A 17,246-nucleotide genomic window follows, 5' to 3' on the forward strand; every position below is an offset into this window, starting at 1 on the left:
ATGTGAAGGCGAACGTTGTCAGTGTTAGGTGAGGAATGTCGCAAGGAATAATGTAATCAAAACGCGTCATGTATCGCTAAATATGGATAATCTATTATTCGCTTTAGTTGCGGCGATCGATGCAATGCTGTGGAACACCGCGTCGCCGATGGCGGTGAAAACCAGCTCACGTATTGCCTATCGTCAGATGATCGTCAGGTTGCGATCGTGTAAGGTGGGAAATCATCGTCTTGAACTGATTTTCCCCTGCCAATCGGCAGGATGTTAGGCGCTAGCGGCGCGGGAGATAAAGCATGAGAAGAGCATATATTATGGTTCTCGACTCGTTTGGCATTGGCAGCAGCGCGGATGCCGAACGTTTTGGTGACGCAGGTGCGGATACCTTGGGGCATATCGCTCAGGCATGTGCAGAGGGAAGGGCGGATAAAGGGCGCAGTGGCCCGCTGCGTTTGCCGAATCTGAGCCGCTTGGGGTTGGGTAAAGCCGCCGAGAGTTCAACGGGGACATTCCCGTTAGGGCTGGATGAACATGCTGAAATTATTGGCGCTTATGCCTATGCCAGTGAAATCTCTTCGGGTAAAGATACGCCGTCTGGACACTGGGAAATTGCTGGCGTGCCCGTTTTGTTCGACTGGGGCTATTTCAAAGAACAAGAAAACAGTTTTCCGCAAGAACTGCTGGATAAACTGGTAAAACGCGCCAACCTGCCGGGTTACCTGGGCAACTGCCACGCTTCTGGCACCGTCATTCTGGATAATCTGGGGGAAGAGCATATGAAAACCGGCAAACCGATTTTCTACACCTCGGCGGATTCAGTCTTCCAGATTGCCTGTCATGAAGAGACGTTCGGGCTGGATAACCTGTACGCGTTATGCGAGATTGCGCGCGAAGAGTTGACCAAAGGGGGTTATAACATCGGCCGGGTGATCGCTCGTCCATTTATCGGTGATAAACCCGGGCACTTCACGCGTACCGGTAATCGACACGACCTGGCCGTTGAACCGCCAGCGCCGACCATCCTGAAAAAGCTGGTGGAGGAAAAAGGCGGTGAAGTGGTTTCCGTTGGTAAAATTGCGGATATCTACGCGCAGGTCGGCATTACCAAAAAGGTGAAGGCGACCGGCATTGCTGCGTTGTTCGACGCCACGTTGAAGGAAATGGATAACGCGGGCGACAACACGATCGTGTTTACCAACTTCGTGGATTTCGATTCCGCCTACGGCCACCGTCGCGATATTTCGGGCTATGCGGCCGCGCTGGAGTATTTTGACCGTCGCTTACCGGAAATGCTGTCCCGTGTGAAAGGTGATGACATCTTGATTCTGACGGCCGATCACGGCTGCGACCCGAGCTGGCATGGCACCGATCATACGCGCGAGAACGTACCGGTATTGATTTATGGGCCGCAAGTGAAACCGGGGTCATACGGCCACCGTGAAACCTTTGCCGATATCGGGCAGACGGTGGCGGCCTACTTTGGTTTGTCGCCGATGGATTATGGTAAATCGATACTGTAACGCTCGTTTTTACGTGAATGAATTTAATAAGGAATTAACGCATGGCTACGCCACATATTAATGCAGAGTTGGGTGATTTTGCGGACGTTGTTCTTATGCCCGGCGATCCGCTGCGGGCTAAATATATTGCAGAAAATTTTCTGGAAAATAGCCGAGAAGTTAATAGCGTGCGGGGAATGTTAGGTTTCACCGGCGCGTACAAAGGCCGGAACATTTCGGTGATGGGGCACGGTATGGGGATCCCCTCCTGCTCTATTTATACCAAAGAATTGATCACCGAATTCGGCGTGAAGAAGATCATTCGCGTGGGCTCCTGCGGCGCGGTGCGAAGCGATGTTAAGCTACGCGACGTGGTGATCGGCATGGGGGCTTGTACGGATTCCAAAGTGAACCGGATACGCTTCAAAGATCATGACTATGCGGCGATTGCCGATTTTGACATGGTGCGCCATGCCGTTGATGCGGCCAAAGCGCGTGATATTTCTGTCCGCGTAGGGAATCTATTCTCCGCCGATCTGTTTTATACCCCAGACCCGCAGATGTTCGACGTAATGGAGAAATACGGCATTCTGGGGGTAGAAATGGAAGCGGCTGGCATCTACGGCGTCGCCGCGGAATTCGGTGCGAAAGCGCTGGCAATCTGTACCGTGTCTGACCATATTCGTACCGGTGCACAAACTACGCCGGAAGAGCGTCAAAACACATTCAATGAGATGATCGAGATCGCGTTGGAATCCGTTCTATTGGGTGATAAAGAATAACATCACATCCGTCTGGATAGGCGGGAAAATAGCTAAGGTAACATGGGGAGACACCGTGCTCATTAGAGAAGTTGGGCGCGGTGCCTGCAACGAATGGAATTACTTAATCGCCTGAGTTGGAACCTGCGCGGCGCTGTTAAAACTGATCTCGTTGATCGCGCTCCATTTGTTTACATCGGTGCCGAAGGTCTCCAGTTTAAAGAATTTGGCGTTAACGGCGGGAAAGGTAAATTTCTCACCGCCCTTAGCCTCATGGGACGTGACAAGATTGTCGGCCAGTTTTTGCCAGGATTTACCGTCAGTAGAGTAGGAAACCGAGAACTTCAGTTTGCGTTCATCCGCCTTAAAAGGCACCAGGACAAAGTTTTCAATCGATTGCGTTTTATCCAGTGCTAATTGAATCCAGCCTTCACCGTTTACTGCCCAACGCGTTTTCACATCGCCATCGGCGATATTAGCTGGCGTGTGGCCTTTATCTGAATCGTAACCAGAAGCGGTCACCGACATTATTTGTACCGCATAAGCGGAGAGAGAGAATAAACCGCACAGGAGTGTCGTAGCCAGAGTGTATTTTTTCATATTATTCCTCATTGATAACGCATAAAGCATGCAGGGATGCAGGCCAGAAAATAAAATGGAACTTCATTGTGATAAAAAAGAAATGAAGTTTTATTTATGACGATCACGTTGCGAGGATTTTTTCTATTAGGAAAAAAGGAGAGCGAGATGGGGCGCACATTATCGCATTTACCCAGTAGCGAATACGATAATTACAACGCTTAACCGAGCGGTAGCGCCATGATAATTGCGTCTTCCCGACCGCGTGCCGCAGGGTAATAATCACGGCGCACGGAAACTTCATTAAATCCGAGACTTTCATACAGCGCGATGGCCTGGGCATTTGATGCGCGCACTTCCAGCCATAGCGTGAGAATTCCTCTATGTTCCATTTCGCCGATCAGGTGTTCCAATAACTGACGCCCCAGCCCCTGACGCTGGTGGTCGGGATGTACGGCGATGTTGAATAACGTTGCCTCGTCCAGAACGACTTGCGTGATGGCATAAGCAACAATCTGCCCATTTCGACTCAGTTTCAGATTGAAATAACGTTCGCCCTGATTGCTGATAAACGTTTTTTCTGTCCAGGGAAAGGCGTGGCTAGCCTGTTCAATTTTAAAGGCTTGTGCTAGATCGGCTGGCGTCAGGGAAGATATCGTGTTCATGTTCACAGATCTGTTGCCACAACGCCCGTTTGGCGTCGGCATTTTGATAAAATTCGGAAAGCGCAGGGCTGGAAAGCTGAGCCCCCTGTAGCGCAATGGTGTCCGCGATACCCAGCCGCCAGCTATGGCAGCGTGCATCGTCCGGCAGCATCGCTACCTGCTGCGGCGTCAGGTAATAGACGTGATCCGGCGTGAGCGCCAGGCTACGTAGCACATCAGCCAGCAGCGGTTCATCACCGGCCAGCGGTTCAGCGGAAACGACCACCAGGCGCACCTGTTCTGGCAGACTAACGGCGATTTCGCCTTGCAACACCGTCGGGCGACGCAGCGTCCACTGCGTAATTCCCAGTTGCTGTAGCAGCCTGTCGCGTCTTGATTCCATGCGTTATCCTGTCTGGCGTGCGGGAAAGCGATGGCGCCTATGCTAACAAACCCCGTCAGGCAGCGCCAATATCGGTGCGCCTATTTCCCTTATACTCTGCAACTTCTCAGGCGAAGTGTATATAATCCCCGGTTCAATGATTAAGGAGCTGTAGCCTGATGTCCGCATTAACTCCCGCCAGTGAAGTCATACTGCGCCATAGTGACGAATTTCTTTCACGCCGCGTCCTGTTTGCCGGTGATTTGCAGGATACCCTGCCCGCGCAATTCTCGGCGGCATCGGTGCGCGTCCATTGCAACCAATATCACCATTGGCAACAGATGGCAAAGCCGCTTGGGGATAACGCCCAATATGGTTTGGTCGCTGATGCGGCGTTAGTGGCGGATAGTGACACGCTGATTTATTACTGGCCAAAGAGCAAGCAGGAAGCGGAATTCCAACTGCGTAACCTATTGTCACTATTGCCGATCGGCGCAGAGATCTTCGTAGTTGGGGAAAACCGTAGCGGCGTGCGTAGCGCCGAAAGCGTGTTGTCCGATTTTGTGGCGCTGATGAAAATCGACAGTGCGCGCCGCTGTGGGCTGTATCACGGCCGAATTAATAAGCAAACTTGCTTTGCGCTGGATGACTGGTGGGACGAATATGAGACAGACGGCGTAACAGTAAAGACGCTCCCTGGCGTTTTCAGCCGTGATGGCCTCGATCCGGGGAGTCGGCTGCTACTGTCTACGTTTGAGCCGCATATGAAAGGCAAGGTGTTGGATATCGCCTGTGGTGCAGGCGTGCTGGCAACGGTACTGGCGAAACAGTCACCGAAGATCCGCCTGACGCTGAGCGATGTCAGCGCGGCAGCGGTGGAGTCTAGTCGCGCCACGCTAGCGGCGAATGGGCTGGAAGGCACGGTGATTGCGAGTAACGTTTATTCTGATATCAACGATCGCTTCGATATCATCGTATCCAACCCGCCATTCCACGATGGCCTGCAAACGAGCCTGCAAGCCGCAGAAATGTTGATTCGTGGAGCCGTCACCCATCTACCGATTGGCGGGCGATTACGCATTGTCGCTAACGCCTTTCTACCATACCCGGCACTGCTGGATGCGGCATTTGGTAGCCATGACGTGCTGGCGCAGACCGGGCGCTTTAAAGTGTATCAGGCTACGGTAGGTCGCCCGCCGCGCACTGGCAAAGGCCGCCGATAATCCTGGTTACTGATTCAATGTCGCCATGCTCTCCTTGCCGTAGCGTTCACCTGCTGCGGCATCGGGCGGGAAGATGGCATCAATGGCATCCAGTTCCTCTTTTGTCAGTGTGACATCCAGCGCCGCAACGTTCTCTTCCAGATAGCGACGGCGTTTGGTGCCTGGAATCGGCACGATATGCTCGCCTTGTGCAAGTACCCACGCCAGTGCCAGCTGCGATGGCGTGATCTGTTTTTCCTGCGCCAGTTGGTTAATTTTCTCCACCAGCAGCAGATTCTTGCCGAAATTTTCTTCGGAGAAGCGTGGGTTGTCGCGGCGGAAATCGTCGGCGGCCAGATCGTCACGGCTGCGAATTGCACCAGTTAGAAAGCCGCGGCCGAGCGGGCTGTAGGGTACAAAGCCGATGCCCAAGCGCTCACACGTAGGTAGGATTTCGGTTTCCATATCGCGCGTCCACAGAGAATATTCACTCTGTAACGCTGTGATAGGGTGTACGCGGTGGGCGCGCTCCAGCGTAGCGGCAGAGGCCTCACTCAGTCCGATATAACGAATCTTGCCTTCCTTGACTAGTTCGCTTAGCGTGCCAACCGTCTCTTCAATGGGAACCGTCGGGTCAATACGGTGCTGATAGTAAAGATCGATAACGTCAGTACCGAGCCGCGTCAGGCTGCCTTCCACCGCGCGTCGGATATAATCCGGCTTCCCGCAGACACCGCGAGCGGCAGGATCGGTCGGATCGCGCACGATGCCGAATTTGGTCGCCAGAAAAATTTGTTCGCGTTTACCTTTAATCGCCCTGCCGATCAACTGCTCATTGGTGTGGGGGCCATACATATCGGCGGTATCCAGCAGGGTAACGCCCAGCTCCAGTGCGCGGTGTAGTGTGGCGATAGACTCTTTTTCATCCTGTGCGGTAGAGTAAAAATCACTCATTCCCATGCAGCCTAGTCCAATTGCCGAAACTACTGGGCCGTTGACGCCTAATTTCCGCTGTTGCATTGTTGTTTTCCTCATCTCATTGGCAGTGTTTGTAGTCTGGTTGTTTATGTTAAAAAGATAAATACCGTTTTTTGTGCAACACTATTCAAAAATAGCTAACAATGGTGGCGGTAATGGATCATATTCAGGCGATGCGGGTTTTTGTGCGTATTGCTGAACTGGGCAGCTTCAGTCGCGCAGCGGAGCGGTTGGCGCTACCGCGCGCGACGGTGAGCAACACCATAAAACAGCTAGAAGGGCGACTGGGAGCGCGGTTGCTGCAACGTACCACCCGGCAGGTGCAAATTACCGCTGAAGGACGCATATATTATGAGCGCTGTCTGCAATTGCTCGCGGAAATTGAAGAAATCGACACCCTATTCACACAGCAAAAGCAGCAGCCGGCAGGGCGAGTACGGGTGGATATGCCGCACTCGCTGGCACGAGAAATTGTGATTCCCGCATTGGGGGAATTTTATGCGCGCTATCCGCAAGTGACGCTGATGCTGAGTGCTAATGATACGGCGATTAATGTGCTGCGTGAGGGCGTCGACTGCGTGCTGCGTGCGTGGCAGACGGACGACGAGACGCTCGCGACTCGCCATTTGCCGTCCATGCAGCAGGTCACCTGCGCGTCGCCTGACTATCTGGCGCGCTATGGCATGCCGCGTTCGTTGGATCAATTGTCAGGACACCAAATGGTGGGCTATTTCTCTCTGCGTAATGAACATCAGTATCCATTGGAGTTCATGTCTGGCGATGCCTGTATTACGCGTATGTTACCCAGCGTGTTGCAGGTTAACGGTTCTGATGCATATATCGCGGGAGCATGTGCCGGGCTGGGGATTATTCAGGCGCCGTGGCGCGGCCTACGCCCGTTTTTACAAAGCGGAGCGCTCGTCGAAATTCTGCCGGAAATGCCGCCGCCCGCGATGCCGCTCTACGTGATGTATACACCCGGCCGCTTCCTTGCGCCGAGAATTAGGGTGTTTATCGAATGGCTGGATGAGATCTTTACGCGTAACACTAAAGCGTGATGATGTTTTTTGCAGCAAACCCCGAGTGCTAAGGGAAATAATCGTTGACGAGAACGCGAAAAGCTCTAGAATTCGCCCCCGTAGTGATATTGCGTAATGCAATGCTGCGAAGGTGGCGGAATTGGTAGACGCGCTAGCTTCAGGTGTTAGTGTCCTTACGGACGTGAGGGTTCAAGTCCCTCTCTTCGCACCATTATCGCTATAGCGGTTCTCGTTGTTTGAACCGAGGCAATTTATATTAATGCATGGCAACCCTGCGAAGGTGGCGGAATTGGTAGACGCGCTAGCTTCAGGTGTTAGTGTTCTTACGAACGTGAGGGTTCAAGTCCCTCTCTTCGCACCATGCCATGATAGATTAAGCGCGCCGGGCCGATTTGTCGCGCAAGGTCAAATGAGTTGCTAAGTAACACCCCATTCTCAGTGCGAAGGTGGCGGAATTGGTAGACGCGCTAGCTTCAGGTGTTAGTGTCCTTACGGACGTGAGGGTTCAAGTCCCTCTCTTCGCACCATCAATTACCACCAGGATTTTTCGAAATCCCCTCTTATGCTTGTTTCCCGCCCGTTGACATATTGCGTTATCTTACGTGAGTTTATAACGCCGACACGTTAAACATAATGGATAACGCCGCTAAACCGCCAGCGAATGCAATGCAGGATGGCAGGAGCAAATAGTGACGCAAGCGTTGATGAACCAACATGACCAGAGTCGCTAACAGCGCAATGGCGACAATCACCTTCAGGTGCGTCAAATTCAGATTGAGTAGTGCCAATAATGGCATAAGCGCGCAGGGCAAGAGCACCCCCCAGGCGCTAGACAGATGCTTCCCCATGCACCAACTCACACCCCATAGCCCGCAGGCCGTGATCATTGCCGTCAGCATTTTTCTATCCGCAAAAATGATAATGATAACCAATATCATATAAGAATTTGTACTAATTACTAGCGTTTTGACTCGCTGAGGCGAAAATTTTCTCTCGTTGGCATTAACCATAATGTTAATGGTTCAGGTGATCACGTATCAGGTGAATCATGTTCACGATGACTGCCGATCGTTCATGTTTGCGCCAGATAGCCGCAATTTGTGTATGGATCCCTGGCATGCCAATGTCATGATAGGTCACCTTTTCAACCTTGATACAGGCAAGTGACTCCGGCACCAAAGTAACACCGAAACCCGCGGCAACCATCCCGATAGTCGCCGTCAACTGTGGGGCAAAGGGGCTTGGTCTGGCGCCATATCCCGATAAGTAGCAGGCGCGAATGATCATATCGTGCAGCCCCGGGCACACCTCGCGGGGGAAAATAATCAGCGGTTCCTGACGCAATTCACCCAGCAACACCTGTTTTTTATGGCTAAGCTCATGTTCAGCGGATAACGCCAACTTCATTGGTTCATCGGCTAAAATTTCGCCATTAATGTCATCGCTAAGATCGCAGGGTAAACGCAAAAATACGATATCGATATTGCGTTCCCGCAGTGAGGCGATGAGCGTAGCCGGGTTATCTTCTTTTGGTAGCAACTGAACATGTGGATGTTGCTGACAATAGCGATGCAGCAAAGTCAGTACCGTTGGGTGAAACATGGCTGAGGGTGAGAAACCTATGTTGAAGCTGCCTTTTTCGCCACGCGCGATGCTCCTCGTCCGTGCAATCGCCGAATCGGTAAGTTGCAAAATCCTACACGCATCCTCATACAGCGCCTGCCCGGCCTCCGTCATTTCTATACCGCGCGTCAACCGTTTGAACAGCGGTGTGCCGATCTCCTGCTCAAATTTTTTGATTTGCTGGCTGAGCGGCGGCTGTGACATGCCTAAATGTTCTGCTGCGCGAGTGAAATGCCGTGCTTGTGCAACAGCCACAAAGTAGCGCAGATAACGTAGCTCCATTTATGTAACTCCATATATATACGATCTTGAAATGCCCTTCATTGCATATTGGAATTTTGTCCTCCCTGGCGTCAATCTTTATATAAATATTAGTAACGTTTAAGTAATTGGCGCGATGGAAAGGAAGACATGAAAACGAGTATTGGTGAACAATCCTGTGAAGAATCCTTTGCTAGCTATGCTTGTGATTTTCACCAGCAGCACGAAGACTGCGTTATTTATCAAACTTCATTAATGAGTGGGCTAATTAATGGCGTGTATGACGGTAGTCGAACGATGGCTGAGTTACTGGAGCATGGTGATTTTGGATTAGGAACATTTAATAGTTTGGATGGGGAACTGGTTGCATTAAATAGTCAGATTTTTCAATTGTTATCCGATGGTAGTGCGCGGGCGGCAAAGCCAGATCAAAAGACGCCATTTGCGGTCATGACGTTTTTCCGGCCGACGGAAACGATTCATTTCGATCATTGGACCTCGCGCGAAGAGGTGCACCGCCGGATTGATGAAATCGTGGGGACGGATAATCTGTTCTGCGCCTTGCGCATTGATGGGAATTTTCGCTGTGTTGAAACGCGCACGGTCCCCCGGCAAAGTCGGCCTTATAAGCCAATGCAAGAGGCGATTGAAGGGCAACCGACCTTTCATTTTGAACATCGCAGCGGCAGTGTGATTGGATTTCGCAGTCCGGCGTATACCCAGGGAATTAATGTCGCCGGTTATCACGAACATTTCATTACCGACGATCGTCAGGGAGGCGGTCATATCCTTAATTATGATGTCGAATCCGGCACCCTAACGTTTGGCGTAATTGCTAAATTGATCATCGACCTACCTCAGGATCGGGAATTTCTCAATGCCGATCTTTCTTCAGAAAACCTCAACAGCGTAATCAAGTCAGTTGAAAGCTAGTCATTTCATCGGAGTTATGTCATGGAAAAGTCCACAAAACAGCAATGCTGGAACAGCGGCGCTGAGTTGATTGTAAGACACTTGGAAACGCAGGGTGTGAAGTATGTTTTTGGTATCCCCGGCGCAAAAATCGATCGCGTATTTGATGAGCTGGAAGACTCGACGATTCAAACTATCCCGGTACGACATGAGGCAAATGGCGCCTTCATGGCGGCGGCGATAGGTCGCCTCACGGGAAAAGCGGGAGTAACGCTGGTGACCTCTGGCCCCGGTTGTTCCAATCTGGTGACCGGGCTGGCGACGGCGACGTCAGAGGGTGACGCCGTTGTGGCATTAGGTGGGGCGGTCAAACGGGCAGATAAACTTAAGCTGACGCACCAGAGTCTGGATACTGTCAGCCTCTTCCAGCCAGTCAGTAAATTCAGTGCGGAGATTTCGGCATCCAGTGCGATTTCAGAAGTGTTGGCGAACGCTTTCCGTGCGGCGGAAAGCGGTCATCCGGGCGCGGCATTTGTCAGCCTGCCTCAGGATATCGTCAACGAGCCAGCTAGTAGTCCGATTCTGGCCTGCCCGCATTTACCGCCGTTAAATGGCGCGCCGCATCGTGACATTGTTGATGCGGCAAAACGGCTGCAACAGGCGAAAAATCCGGTGCTACTGCTTGGGTTAATGGCGAGCCAGCAGGAAAATGCGCAGGCGCTGCGCCGTTTCTTACATCATAGCCAACTGCCGGTGACCAGTACCTATCAGGCGGCCGGCGTAATCGACCAACAACATTTCGATCACTTTGCTGGCCGCGTCGGATTATTCAACAATCAAGCTGGCGACACGTTGTTAAAGCAGGCAGATCTGATTGTGACGGTGGGCTATAGCCCAATTGAGTACGATCCTATCCTGTGGAATAACGGCAAGGCGACGTTAATCCACATCGATGTGTTACGTGCGGAGATCGACAGCGCTTATCACCCCGATATTGAGTTGCTCGGCAATATCGCAATGACGATAGATGCGTTGAATGCGTGCATCACGACGCCGTGTACCTTATCCGCACAGACCCAGGCGGTGTTGGAGGATCGTAAACAGCAACGTCATGCGCTGAGTACGCGAGCCATCAACATGGCGGGGTTTGCTATTCACCCGCTACGTCTGGTACGGGCGATGCAAGATATCGTCAATGATGATGTCACGTTGTGTGTGGATATGGGGAGTTTTCATATCTGGCTAGCGCGTTATCTATATAGTTTTCGGGCGCGGCAAATTCTCATGACGAATGGCCAGCAGACGATGGGCGTGGCGTTACCCTGGGCGATAGCCGCATCGCTGATACAACCGGGTAAAAAAGTGGTTTCCGTGTCCGGCGATGGCGGATTTATGCAATCCAGTATGGAACTGGAAACGGCAGTGCGTTTGAAAAGCAACCTTTTGCATATTATCTGGGTGGATAATGGCTACAACATGGTAGAAATCCAGCAACTGCATAAATACCACCGTCCGGCAGGCGTAAGATTCGGGCCGATTGATTTTAAAGCGTATGCGGAAGCGTTTGGCGCGAAAGGGTTTGCAGTGGAATCTGCTGATGAGTTGGTCAGTAAACTCCGCCAGGCCATGGATGTTGATGGTCCGGCAGTCATTGCCATCCCGGTAGATTACTCCGATAACCATTGGTTAATGAAAGAGCTGAATATTAGTTTACTGATCTAAGGTTAGTGGTTATTGTCCGTCCAAGTGCATTGGGCGGACATCATCTTGAAAAATATCTGATAATGTGTCTAATCAATAGAATATGGATTTTCTTGGCAGAAGAACTGATTTCCATTTTCAAGATATTGATTTGGCAAGATAAAATTCTATCGATTTAAAGCTTAATTACATCGAGCCGGCTAAGAACCTATCCCATTATGGCTATTTTACTTGCCATTTTGGCCCTGGTCCGTGCTCGAAATCCTTACGTACTCCGTGTACGCTCCGGTTTCTGCGCGCTGTCCGTGACCAAACTGACTGCGCCAATGACGCCTATTGGGATAGGTTCTAAGTAAATAATAATAGTCAATAATATCTATGATTTTGCAAGGTGCGGTATGCGTATCAGACTGATAGCGTCGGCATAACACTGTACCTGGCATTCGCCGCAGCCGTTGCAGCGATCGTTTTCTACCTGGGGAATCCCTTTCTCGTCCAATGTGCAAGCCTGTTCCGGGCACGCTTCGACACACTGGTTACACTGGCGTATCAGATTTACGCAGGCGTCACTGAACGCCGGGCGTAGCCCGGTATCAAAATGAGATTGCGCACGCAGCGTATCGGTTGGGCATGCGGAGATACATCGAGCGCAACCATCGCAACTGGCATACTCAATCGCCAGTTGCGGATAACCATCTTCATGCCGGATCAGAATTCCCATCGGACAGGCATCGATACATTTGTTGCAGCGGGTGCATTGTGTGATGAACTGCTCATCAGGAATAGCTCCCGGCGGTAGCGGATGCGCCAGACGAGGAGGAGCGGTTTCTGGTGTCGCATGTCTTGCCGCGCTGATCAATGCGCGGAATAGCCCGCGCCGACTGACGAGCCGATGAGTCATCAGCGCCCGATAATATTCTTCTGACTTGTTCATCCGAAGAACAGCCTTTTCTCTACAGGTTGTAGCCCTCGTTGCCGCTCAATGTCTTGTAAATAAAGCATCGTTATGGCGGCAAGCCGCGCATAAAACGGACTTATCACGTTGTCGCGCAACCGTTCAAGATAACGATACCCCCATGGTAGTAAATATATTTCTAAAAGCTGATTAACGGCGGCTTCCTTTCCAGCTTCAAAAAGTGCGCTACAGGCTAACAACATTAAACCAAACTGATCTTCCGGTTCATTCTGCTGTGAGTCAAAGATCATGTTCTGAGACTGCAAAAAGGCACGGTACTCTGCGGTAGTATTGCCCATCAACAGGTTATCGCGTTCTAGCCAGACCGATCCCCAGGGCGGAATCGGCATCTCCCCTTGCCCTTCAAACAGGACGGAGAATTGCCATAGCAGCGCATCATGATCTGGCATCGGGCAATCCTCACATAGTGGCGCGATTCGTGCCGGATCGCGCCATGGATACAGCTCTGGCAGTATCTTCAGGCAATCTAAAAGCGCTTTTACCTCGGGTCGTTCCGGTGAGTAATAAAACAATGCACCGAGTATCCTCGGCAATAGTGCATCTGGCGTCATCTCTGACTCCTTTTAAAAACAGAGCGGCCAAAGCCGCTCACAGGTTACATCGGTAACGTCCACAGATTGTAAAACGCAATCCTGCCCACCAATTCAGCGGCAATAACGACCAGCGCCGTGGATGCCAGAACGGCTATAGTCGATTTGAGTCGTGCCCAAACCATCATACCGACTACCCCTAGCGCAAGTAGCGCTGCCTGTGCGGTAAACCAGTGGGTTTGCATCGCGGTCAACACACCATCAGCGCTCATCAGTGATGAGATATAGCCTGGATGCAGGACGAAGCTGATAAGGATTGCCAGCACGCTCACTACTATCCCAAGACGTAGGCCAAATAGCCCAGCCAGAATACCGCCGCCAATCAACGGCGTCAGTATCATCATCACTATGGTGTAAGGTGTTCGCCAGGTCACTACGGTCGGCAACTGGTAGATTTGTGGGATGGCGAGAATAAAAAATACGCCCACAATGGCAGCCAGCCACACTAACCCTTTGCACAGTACAACCGCGCCACGGTTGAGCAGTAGGCCTAACGCCCCTAGACCACCAAGTGTTGCAAACATTGCTGATAGCACAATTTCGTTGCTCATTGGCGAATGGCCCACGCGCAAAAGCATATTCAACGCGCGTAGTGGCTGACCAACGTGGAAGATCCCCAGTAACACGCCAATACCAAAGAGACACATCATAGAAAACAGGCCAATGGTCATCCGCCGCTCGTCTATCTGCCTTAGCGTGCCACCAATCAGTAACAGAATAAACGCACCGACCGCGCTTTGAGTAAAGACGGTAAAAAACACCAGTGGTAATTCATGCATGGCGCACCTCCTTGAGGTTCACGATTGCCCCTTCTTTATCTCCCGTAGGGCGGGCTTTCGGATGCGGCTTAATAACGAGGTTAGGGTAGGTAAGTGACGCGGCAGGCAGTGGCGCAATTTCGTTCTCAGTACCGTATTTTGCCCGCAGTTCATCAATTGGGCCGAAATCCAGTGCCCGTTGTGGACAGGAATCTACACAGATTGGGCGCAGATTTTTCTCTAATCGGTCAAGGCAGCCGTCGCACTTGCGCATCACTTTTGCCTTCGCATCGAACTGCGGCGCGCCATAGGGGCAGCGCATTTCGCAATAACGGCAACCGACGCAAATACTGTCATCCACTAGCACCAGCCCATCCTCTTCACGCTTATGCATTGCACCGGTAGGGCACCCTGATACGCATACCGGCGCATCGCAGTGGTTACAAGCGATGGAGAGGTAGTAAGTAAAAGTATCGTTATGCCAACTTTGACCTTCTTTTACCCAGTTTCCACCACCGTATTCATAGACACGACGGAATTTCGGACCAACGTCCAGATCTTTATTATCCTTGCAACTGACCTGACAGGTTTTACAACCAGAGCAGCGTGAGGAGTCAACATAAAAGCCATACTGTTTCATTGCGGATCACTCCTCAGGCACGTTTGATTTCAACGAGGTTAGTGTGTTGCGGGTTCCCTTTCGCCAGAGGCGACGGTAGGTGGCTAGTTAAGGTGTTAATACACCCGCCAACATCGATACCATTGCTATCCAGCCGGGTCCACGCTCCCTGTGGCATTGCCACCACGCCTGGGAGGATGCGATGCGTCACCTTACAAGGGATTGCCACCACACCGCGATCGTTGAATACATGTACCAGATCGCCGGATTTTAGCTGACGTGCGTTGGCATCTATGGGATTTATCCATACTTCATCTGGCACAGCTTCATGCAGTGTCAGCAGGTTGGCATAAGTTGAATGGGTATGGCCTTTGGTATGAAAGCCGCTCAACTGCAACGGATACTTCTTGGTCAATGTTTTGTTTAGGTGCGACTCTTTCACTTCACAGAACTCTGGCACCGCTGGGATGCGATCGCCTTCAGGCAGCGTCCACTCTTTTGCAAGATCGGCCAGTGCCTGCGAATAAATCTCGATCTTACCGGAAGGCGTCTTCAGCGGATGTTTCTCAACATCGGCACGAAAATCGGCAAATGCAAGGCTTTCTTCCTCTGTGGCAATACGTTGGTCGACCACGCCCATATCTTTCGCCACTGACCACTCTGGCAGGTAGGGGCGCTTATTACGGATCTGCTGATAGTGCAATTCCACCCATTGCGCCTGCGTGCGGCCTTCAGTGTATTGCTCGCGTAGTCCCAGATGTCCGGCGATATCGGCACAGATATCGTAGGTGCTACGCACTTCCCACATTGGGGTAATGGTTCTCTGCAACGCTATCATGTAGTTATGAGAACCTGCGGCATAGGAGCTGTCGACCAGATCTTCCGCTTCGAGATAGCTGGTTTCCGGCAGCAGGATATCGGCGTATTTCGCGCTCGGCGTCATATGGTTTTCAATGACGATAATGGTTTCACACAAGCTTTCATCCGCGAGAATTTTGCGCGTGCGATTGGTTTCGCCATGCTGGTTCAACAGGGTGTTACCGGCTTGGTTAAAGAACAGCTTGATGCCGGTTTTGAGTTTGTCTGCCCCTTTTACCCCCATCGTGGTAGACGTCATTTTTTCCGGGTTCAGAATGGCATCCGTCCAGAGATAGCATGGAATAGACGTTTTGACCGGGTTGGTTAAAATTGGTAGCTTCGGCACGCCATAAGGTGTGCCATAAGGCCAGTTGCCGTTATTGGTTCCCGGCAGGCCAAAGTGGCCAGTTAACGCGGGTAACGTCTGGATGGCGCGCACGGTTTGTTCGCCGTTAGCGTGACGCTGCGGCCCCCAGCCTTGACAAATGTAACAGGCGCGTGCCGAGGCGATCTCTCGCGCCAGTTGACGGATGCGCGCTGCCGGAATGCCGGTGATCTCTGCCGCCCATTCTGGCGTTTTGGCAATGCCATCGTCGCCCTTGCCCGTTACATAATCTTTGTAACTGGCATTCGGCGCAGCACCTTCCGGCAATGTGCTACTGTCATAGCCCACACAGTATTTGTTCACCTGTTCTTCATCAATGAGCTGTTCGGTAATCAATGTGTGTGCGATACCCGCCACCAGTGCGGCATCGGTTGTTGGGCGAATAGGCAACCACTCGGCGTGTTCCGTAATGACGGAATCGGTATAGCGTGGATCGATGATAATCACTCGGGCCTTTGACGTTTCCAACGCTCGGCGTAATTCTTCCACCTGACCGCCGCCAGACATGCGTGTTTCTGACAAATTCAGACCAAACAACACCACAAGATCGGAATGGGCGATTTGCGTAAAATGGCTGCCGACATAAGTGCCGTGAGTATACGGCGTCGCTGTCGCAATTTGCGCTGTGGAATAGGTATTGTGGTAATTTAAATAACCGCCGGTGAGATTAAGAAGACGCTTCCATGCTTGTGTCCCCTGCGTATGGTAATACGCGCCTGACTGATAATTATAATAAATGGCCTCACGGCCATATTTCTCTGTCACGCGTTTTAGTTCTGCTGCTATAAAAGCCGTTGCTTCATCCCATGAAATGCGTTTGAATTTTCCTTCACCGCGTTTCCCAACGCGCTTCATCGGGTATTTGATGCGGTCAGGACTATAGACTCGCCAGCGGCTGGAACGCCCACGCAAACAGGGCCGAATTTGATGTTCGCCAAACACCGCGTCGTCTTTTGCATCTTCTGGTTCTATACGGACAATGCGGTCGTCTTTGACAATCACCTTAAGCGGGCAACGACTACCGCAGTTAACCAGGCAGGCGCTATGTCGAACCGTTTCTCCATCGTCACTTGCCGGGGATGAGGTGCTGGATATTTCAGCCTGGACTACGGGAGAAAACGGTAGAGCGATCGCATTGCTGAGCGCAATAGCGGCTCCGATTTTTACGGTCCCTGTTACCGTATCTCGGCGGGTTAATTTTGTATTAAACCATTCTTGTATAATCATTTTAATTACTCACATTGAATTCAATATTATTATTAATATGTAAATCTTATTAATCATAAAGGAGTGGTTATTTTCATCGGTTGATAATGATCAAACGATGGGATTGATTGAATAAGTTGAACCGCTCATGGTGAGCAGAATCGGTCATGAGTGCTTGATAACATATGACAGGTGTGGCAAGGCATGACTGAGTCGTCCTCAATGGGTAAGCCGATAATATCGAAGGGTGTTAATCAGGTGTTCTGTTTTTCAGG

General features: G+C 51.3%; 18 protein-coding genes and 3 tRNA genes. 10 read left to right on the forward strand and 11 right to left on the reverse strand.

Going from position 1 to position 17,246, the window contains the following annotated elements:
• Positions 1-82: 82 nt before the first annotated feature.
• The 3 genes from RFN81_RS03405 to deoD are packed head-to-tail and all read left to right on the forward strand — an operon-like array spanning position 83 to position 2,278.
• Positions 83-268: a hypothetical protein gene (locus RFN81_RS03405; protein ID WP_264497787.1), complete on the forward strand. Its 186-nt coding sequence runs from the start codon at positions 83-85 to the stop codon at positions 266-268.
• Between the two features lie 25 nt (positions 269-293).
• Entirely contained in the window at positions 294-1,517 is a 1,224-nt protein-coding gene (gene deoB, locus RFN81_RS03410) for a phosphopentomutase (RefSeq protein ID WP_264497788.1), read from the forward strand.
• Between the two features lie 41 nt (positions 1,518-1,558).
• Positions 1,559-2,278: a purine-nucleoside phosphorylase gene (deoD, locus tag RFN81_RS03415; protein ID WP_264497789.1), complete on the forward strand. Its 720-nt coding sequence runs from the start codon at positions 1,559-1,561 to the stop codon at positions 2,276-2,278.
• 99 nt (positions 2,279-2,377) lie between these two features.
• Here the strand turns inward: deoD and RFN81_RS03420 are convergent, their stop codons facing one another.
• The 3 genes from RFN81_RS03420 to RFN81_RS03430 all read right to left on the reverse strand — a co-directional run bounded on the left by RFN81_RS03420 (position 2,378) and on the right by RFN81_RS03430 (position 3,883).
• Positions 2,378-2,857: a discoidin domain-containing protein gene (locus RFN81_RS03420; RefSeq protein ID WP_264497790.1), complete on the reverse strand. Its 480-nt coding sequence runs from the start codon at positions 2,855-2,857 to the stop codon at positions 2,378-2,380.
• 200 nt (positions 2,858-3,057) lie between these two features.
• On the reverse strand, positions 3,058-3,501 hold the full coding sequence (rimI, locus tag RFN81_RS03425) for a ribosomal protein S18-alanine N-acetyltransferase (protein ID WP_264497791.1): 444 nt from the start codon (positions 3,499-3,501) through the stop codon (positions 3,058-3,060).
• Positions 3,452-3,883, reverse strand: a complete 432-nt coding sequence (locus RFN81_RS03430; protein ID WP_264497792.1) for a DNA polymerase III subunit psi — start codon at positions 3,881-3,883, stop codon at positions 3,452-3,454. The genes rimI and RFN81_RS03430 overlap by 50 nt, the downstream gene beginning before the upstream one ends.
• 158 nt (positions 3,884-4,041) lie before the next feature.
• Between RFN81_RS03430 and rsmC the strand changes: the two genes are divergently transcribed.
• Positions 4,042-5,085 carry a 16S rRNA (guanine(1207)-N(2))-methyltransferase RsmC gene (rsmC, locus tag RFN81_RS03435; protein ID WP_264497793.1) on the forward strand — a complete coding sequence of 348 codons (1,044 nt, stop codon included), beginning with the start codon at positions 4,042-4,044 and terminating at the stop codon, positions 5,083-5,085.
• Positions 5,086-5,091: 6 nt separating this feature from the next.
• On the opposite strand, the gene RFN81_RS03440 is transcribed toward rsmC, so the two are convergent.
• A complete protein-coding gene (locus RFN81_RS03440; protein WP_264497794.1) occupies positions 5,092-6,084 on the reverse strand; it encodes an aldo/keto reductase in 993 nt (330 codons plus the stop codon).
• A gap of 113 nt (positions 6,085-6,197) precedes the next feature.
• On the opposite strand from RFN81_RS03440, the gene RFN81_RS03445 reads away from it, so the two are divergent.
• From RFN81_RS03445 to RFN81_RS03460, 4 genes are all read left to right on the forward strand, one after another.
• Complete coding sequence (locus RFN81_RS03445; RefSeq protein WP_264497795.1) at positions 6,198-7,100, forward strand: LysR family transcriptional regulator; 903 nt, start codon at positions 6,198-6,200, stop codon at positions 7,098-7,100.
• Positions 7,101-7,206: 106 nt separating this feature from the next.
• A tRNA-Leu gene (locus RFN81_RS03450) sits at positions 7,207-7,293 on the forward strand.
• Positions 7,294-7,356: 63 nt separating this feature from the next.
• Positions 7,357-7,443, forward strand: a tRNA-Leu gene (locus tag RFN81_RS03455).
• Between the two features lie 79 nt (positions 7,444-7,522).
• Positions 7,523-7,609 (forward strand) — tRNA-Leu (locus RFN81_RS03460).
• Between the two features lie 81 nt (positions 7,610-7,690).
• Here the strand turns inward: RFN81_RS03460 and RFN81_RS03465 are convergent.
• Both RFN81_RS03465 and RFN81_RS03470 read right to left on the reverse strand, forming a co-directional pair.
• Positions 7,691-7,981 carry a DUF1435 domain-containing protein gene (locus RFN81_RS03465; protein ID WP_264497796.1) on the reverse strand — a complete coding sequence of 97 codons (291 nt, stop codon included), beginning with the start codon at positions 7,979-7,981 and terminating at the stop codon, positions 7,691-7,693.
• Positions 7,982-8,096: 115 nt separating this feature from the next.
• The gene (locus RFN81_RS03470) at positions 8,097-8,987 is read right to left on the reverse strand and encodes a LysR family transcriptional regulator (protein ID WP_264497797.1); all 891 of its coding nucleotides are present in this window, start codon (positions 8,985-8,987) and stop codon (positions 8,097-8,099) included.
• A 129-nt stretch (positions 8,988-9,116) separates the two neighbouring features.
• Here RFN81_RS03470 and budA point away from each other — a divergent pair, with 129 nt between their 5' ends.
• Together budA and alsS are read left to right on the forward strand one after the other, a co-directional pair.
• The gene (gene budA / locus RFN81_RS03475) at positions 9,117-9,899 is read left to right on the forward strand and encodes an acetolactate decarboxylase (RefSeq protein ID WP_264497798.1); all 783 of its coding nucleotides are present in this window, start codon (positions 9,117-9,119) and stop codon (positions 9,897-9,899) included.
• Between the two features lie 21 nt (positions 9,900-9,920).
• On the forward strand, positions 9,921-11,600 hold the full coding sequence (gene alsS, locus RFN81_RS03480; RefSeq protein WP_264497799.1) for an acetolactate synthase AlsS: 1,680 nt from the start codon (positions 9,921-9,923) through the stop codon (positions 11,598-11,600).
• 355 nt (positions 11,601-11,955) lie between these two features.
• Here alsS and napF read toward each other — a convergent pair whose 3' ends face one another.
• The 5 genes from napF to RFN81_RS03505 are packed head-to-tail and all read right to left on the reverse strand — an operon-like array spanning position 11,956 to position 16,992.
• On the reverse strand, positions 11,956-12,513 hold the full coding sequence (napF, locus tag RFN81_RS03485) for a ferredoxin-type protein NapF (protein WP_264497800.1): 558 nt from the start codon (positions 12,511-12,513) through the stop codon (positions 11,956-11,958).
• Positions 12,510-13,106, reverse strand: a complete 597-nt coding sequence (locus RFN81_RS03490) for a TorD/DmsD family molecular chaperone (RefSeq protein ID WP_264497801.1) — start codon at positions 13,104-13,106, stop codon at positions 12,510-12,512. The genes napF and RFN81_RS03490 overlap by 4 nt, the downstream gene beginning before the upstream one ends.
• 44 nt (positions 13,107-13,150) lie before the next feature.
• A complete protein-coding gene (locus tag RFN81_RS03495; RefSeq protein ID WP_264497802.1) occupies positions 13,151-13,924 on the reverse strand; it encodes a dimethyl sulfoxide reductase anchor subunit family protein in 774 nt (257 codons plus the stop codon).
• Entirely contained in the window at positions 13,917-14,543 is a 627-nt protein-coding gene (locus tag RFN81_RS03500) for a DMSO/selenate family reductase complex B subunit (RefSeq protein ID WP_264497803.1), read from the reverse strand. Before RFN81_RS03500 ends, RFN81_RS03495 begins: the two co-directional genes overlap by 8 nt.
• 13 nt (positions 14,544-14,556) lie before the next feature.
• Positions 14,557-16,992 carry a DMSO/selenate family reductase complex A subunit gene (locus RFN81_RS03505; RefSeq protein WP_264497804.1) on the reverse strand — a complete coding sequence of 812 codons (2,436 nt, stop codon included), beginning with the start codon at positions 16,990-16,992 and terminating at the stop codon, positions 14,557-14,559.
• Positions 16,993-17,246 lie beyond the last annotated feature (254 nt).

The organism is Pectobacterium cacticida (genome assembly GCF_036885195.1).
GTDB lineage: Bacteria > Pseudomonadota > Gammaproteobacteria > Enterobacterales > Enterobacteriaceae > Pectobacterium > Pectobacterium cacticida.

Coding starts and splice junctions, on each gene's coding strand:
- RFN81_RS03500 (WP_264497803.1), bottom strand. CDS start 14,543: ATGAAACAGTATGGCTTTTATGTTGACTCCTCACGCTGCTCTGGTTGT.
- rimI (WP_264497791.1), bottom strand. CDS start 3,501: ATGAACACGATATCTTCCCTGACGCCAGCCGATCTAGCACAAGCCTTT.
- rsmC (WP_264497793.1), top strand. CDS start 4,042: ATGTCCGCATTAACTCCCGCCAGTGAAGTCATACTGCGCCATAGTGAC.
- RFN81_RS03440 (WP_264497794.1), bottom strand. CDS start 6,084: ATGCAACAGCGGAAATTAGGCGTCAACGGCCCAGTAGTTTCGGCAATT.
- RFN81_RS03465 (WP_264497796.1), bottom strand. CDS start 7,981: ATGCTGACGGCAATGATCACGGCCTGCGGGCTATGGGGTGTGAGTTGG.
- RFN81_RS03490 (WP_264497801.1), bottom strand. CDS start 13,106: ATGACGCCAGATGCACTATTGCCGAGGATACTCGGTGCATTGTTTTAT.
- budA (WP_264497798.1), top strand. CDS start 9,117: ATGAAAACGAGTATTGGTGAACAATCCTGTGAAGAATCCTTTGCTAGC.
- napF (WP_264497800.1), bottom strand. CDS start 12,513: ATGAACAAGTCAGAAGAATATTATCGGGCGCTGATGACTCATCGGCTC.
- RFN81_RS03430 (WP_264497792.1), bottom strand. CDS start 3,883: ATGGAATCAAGACGCGACAGGCTGCTACAGCAACTGGGAATTACGCAG.
- alsS (WP_264497799.1), top strand. CDS start 9,921: ATGGAAAAGTCCACAAAACAGCAATGCTGGAACAGCGGCGCTGAGTTG.
- RFN81_RS03420 (WP_264497790.1), bottom strand. CDS start 2,857: ATGAAAAAATACACTCTGGCTACGACACTCCTGTGCGGTTTATTCTCT.
- RFN81_RS03445 (WP_264497795.1), top strand. CDS start 6,198: ATGGATCATATTCAGGCGATGCGGGTTTTTGTGCGTATTGCTGAACTG.
- RFN81_RS03470 (WP_264497797.1), bottom strand. CDS start 8,987: ATGGAGCTACGTTATCTGCGCTACTTTGTGGCTGTTGCACAAGCACGG.
- RFN81_RS03405 (WP_264497787.1), top strand. CDS start 83: ATGGATAATCTATTATTCGCTTTAGTTGCGGCGATCGATGCAATGCTG.
- deoB (WP_264497788.1), top strand. CDS start 294: ATGAGAAGAGCATATATTATGGTTCTCGACTCGTTTGGCATTGGCAGC.
- RFN81_RS03505 (WP_264497804.1), bottom strand. CDS start 16,992: ATGATTATACAAGAATGGTTTAATACAAAATTAACCCGCCGAGATACG.
- deoD (WP_264497789.1), top strand. CDS start 1,559: ATGGCTACGCCACATATTAATGCAGAGTTGGGTGATTTTGCGGACGTT.
- RFN81_RS03495 (WP_264497802.1), bottom strand. CDS start 13,924: ATGCATGAATTACCACTGGTGTTTTTTACCGTCTTTACTCAAAGCGCG.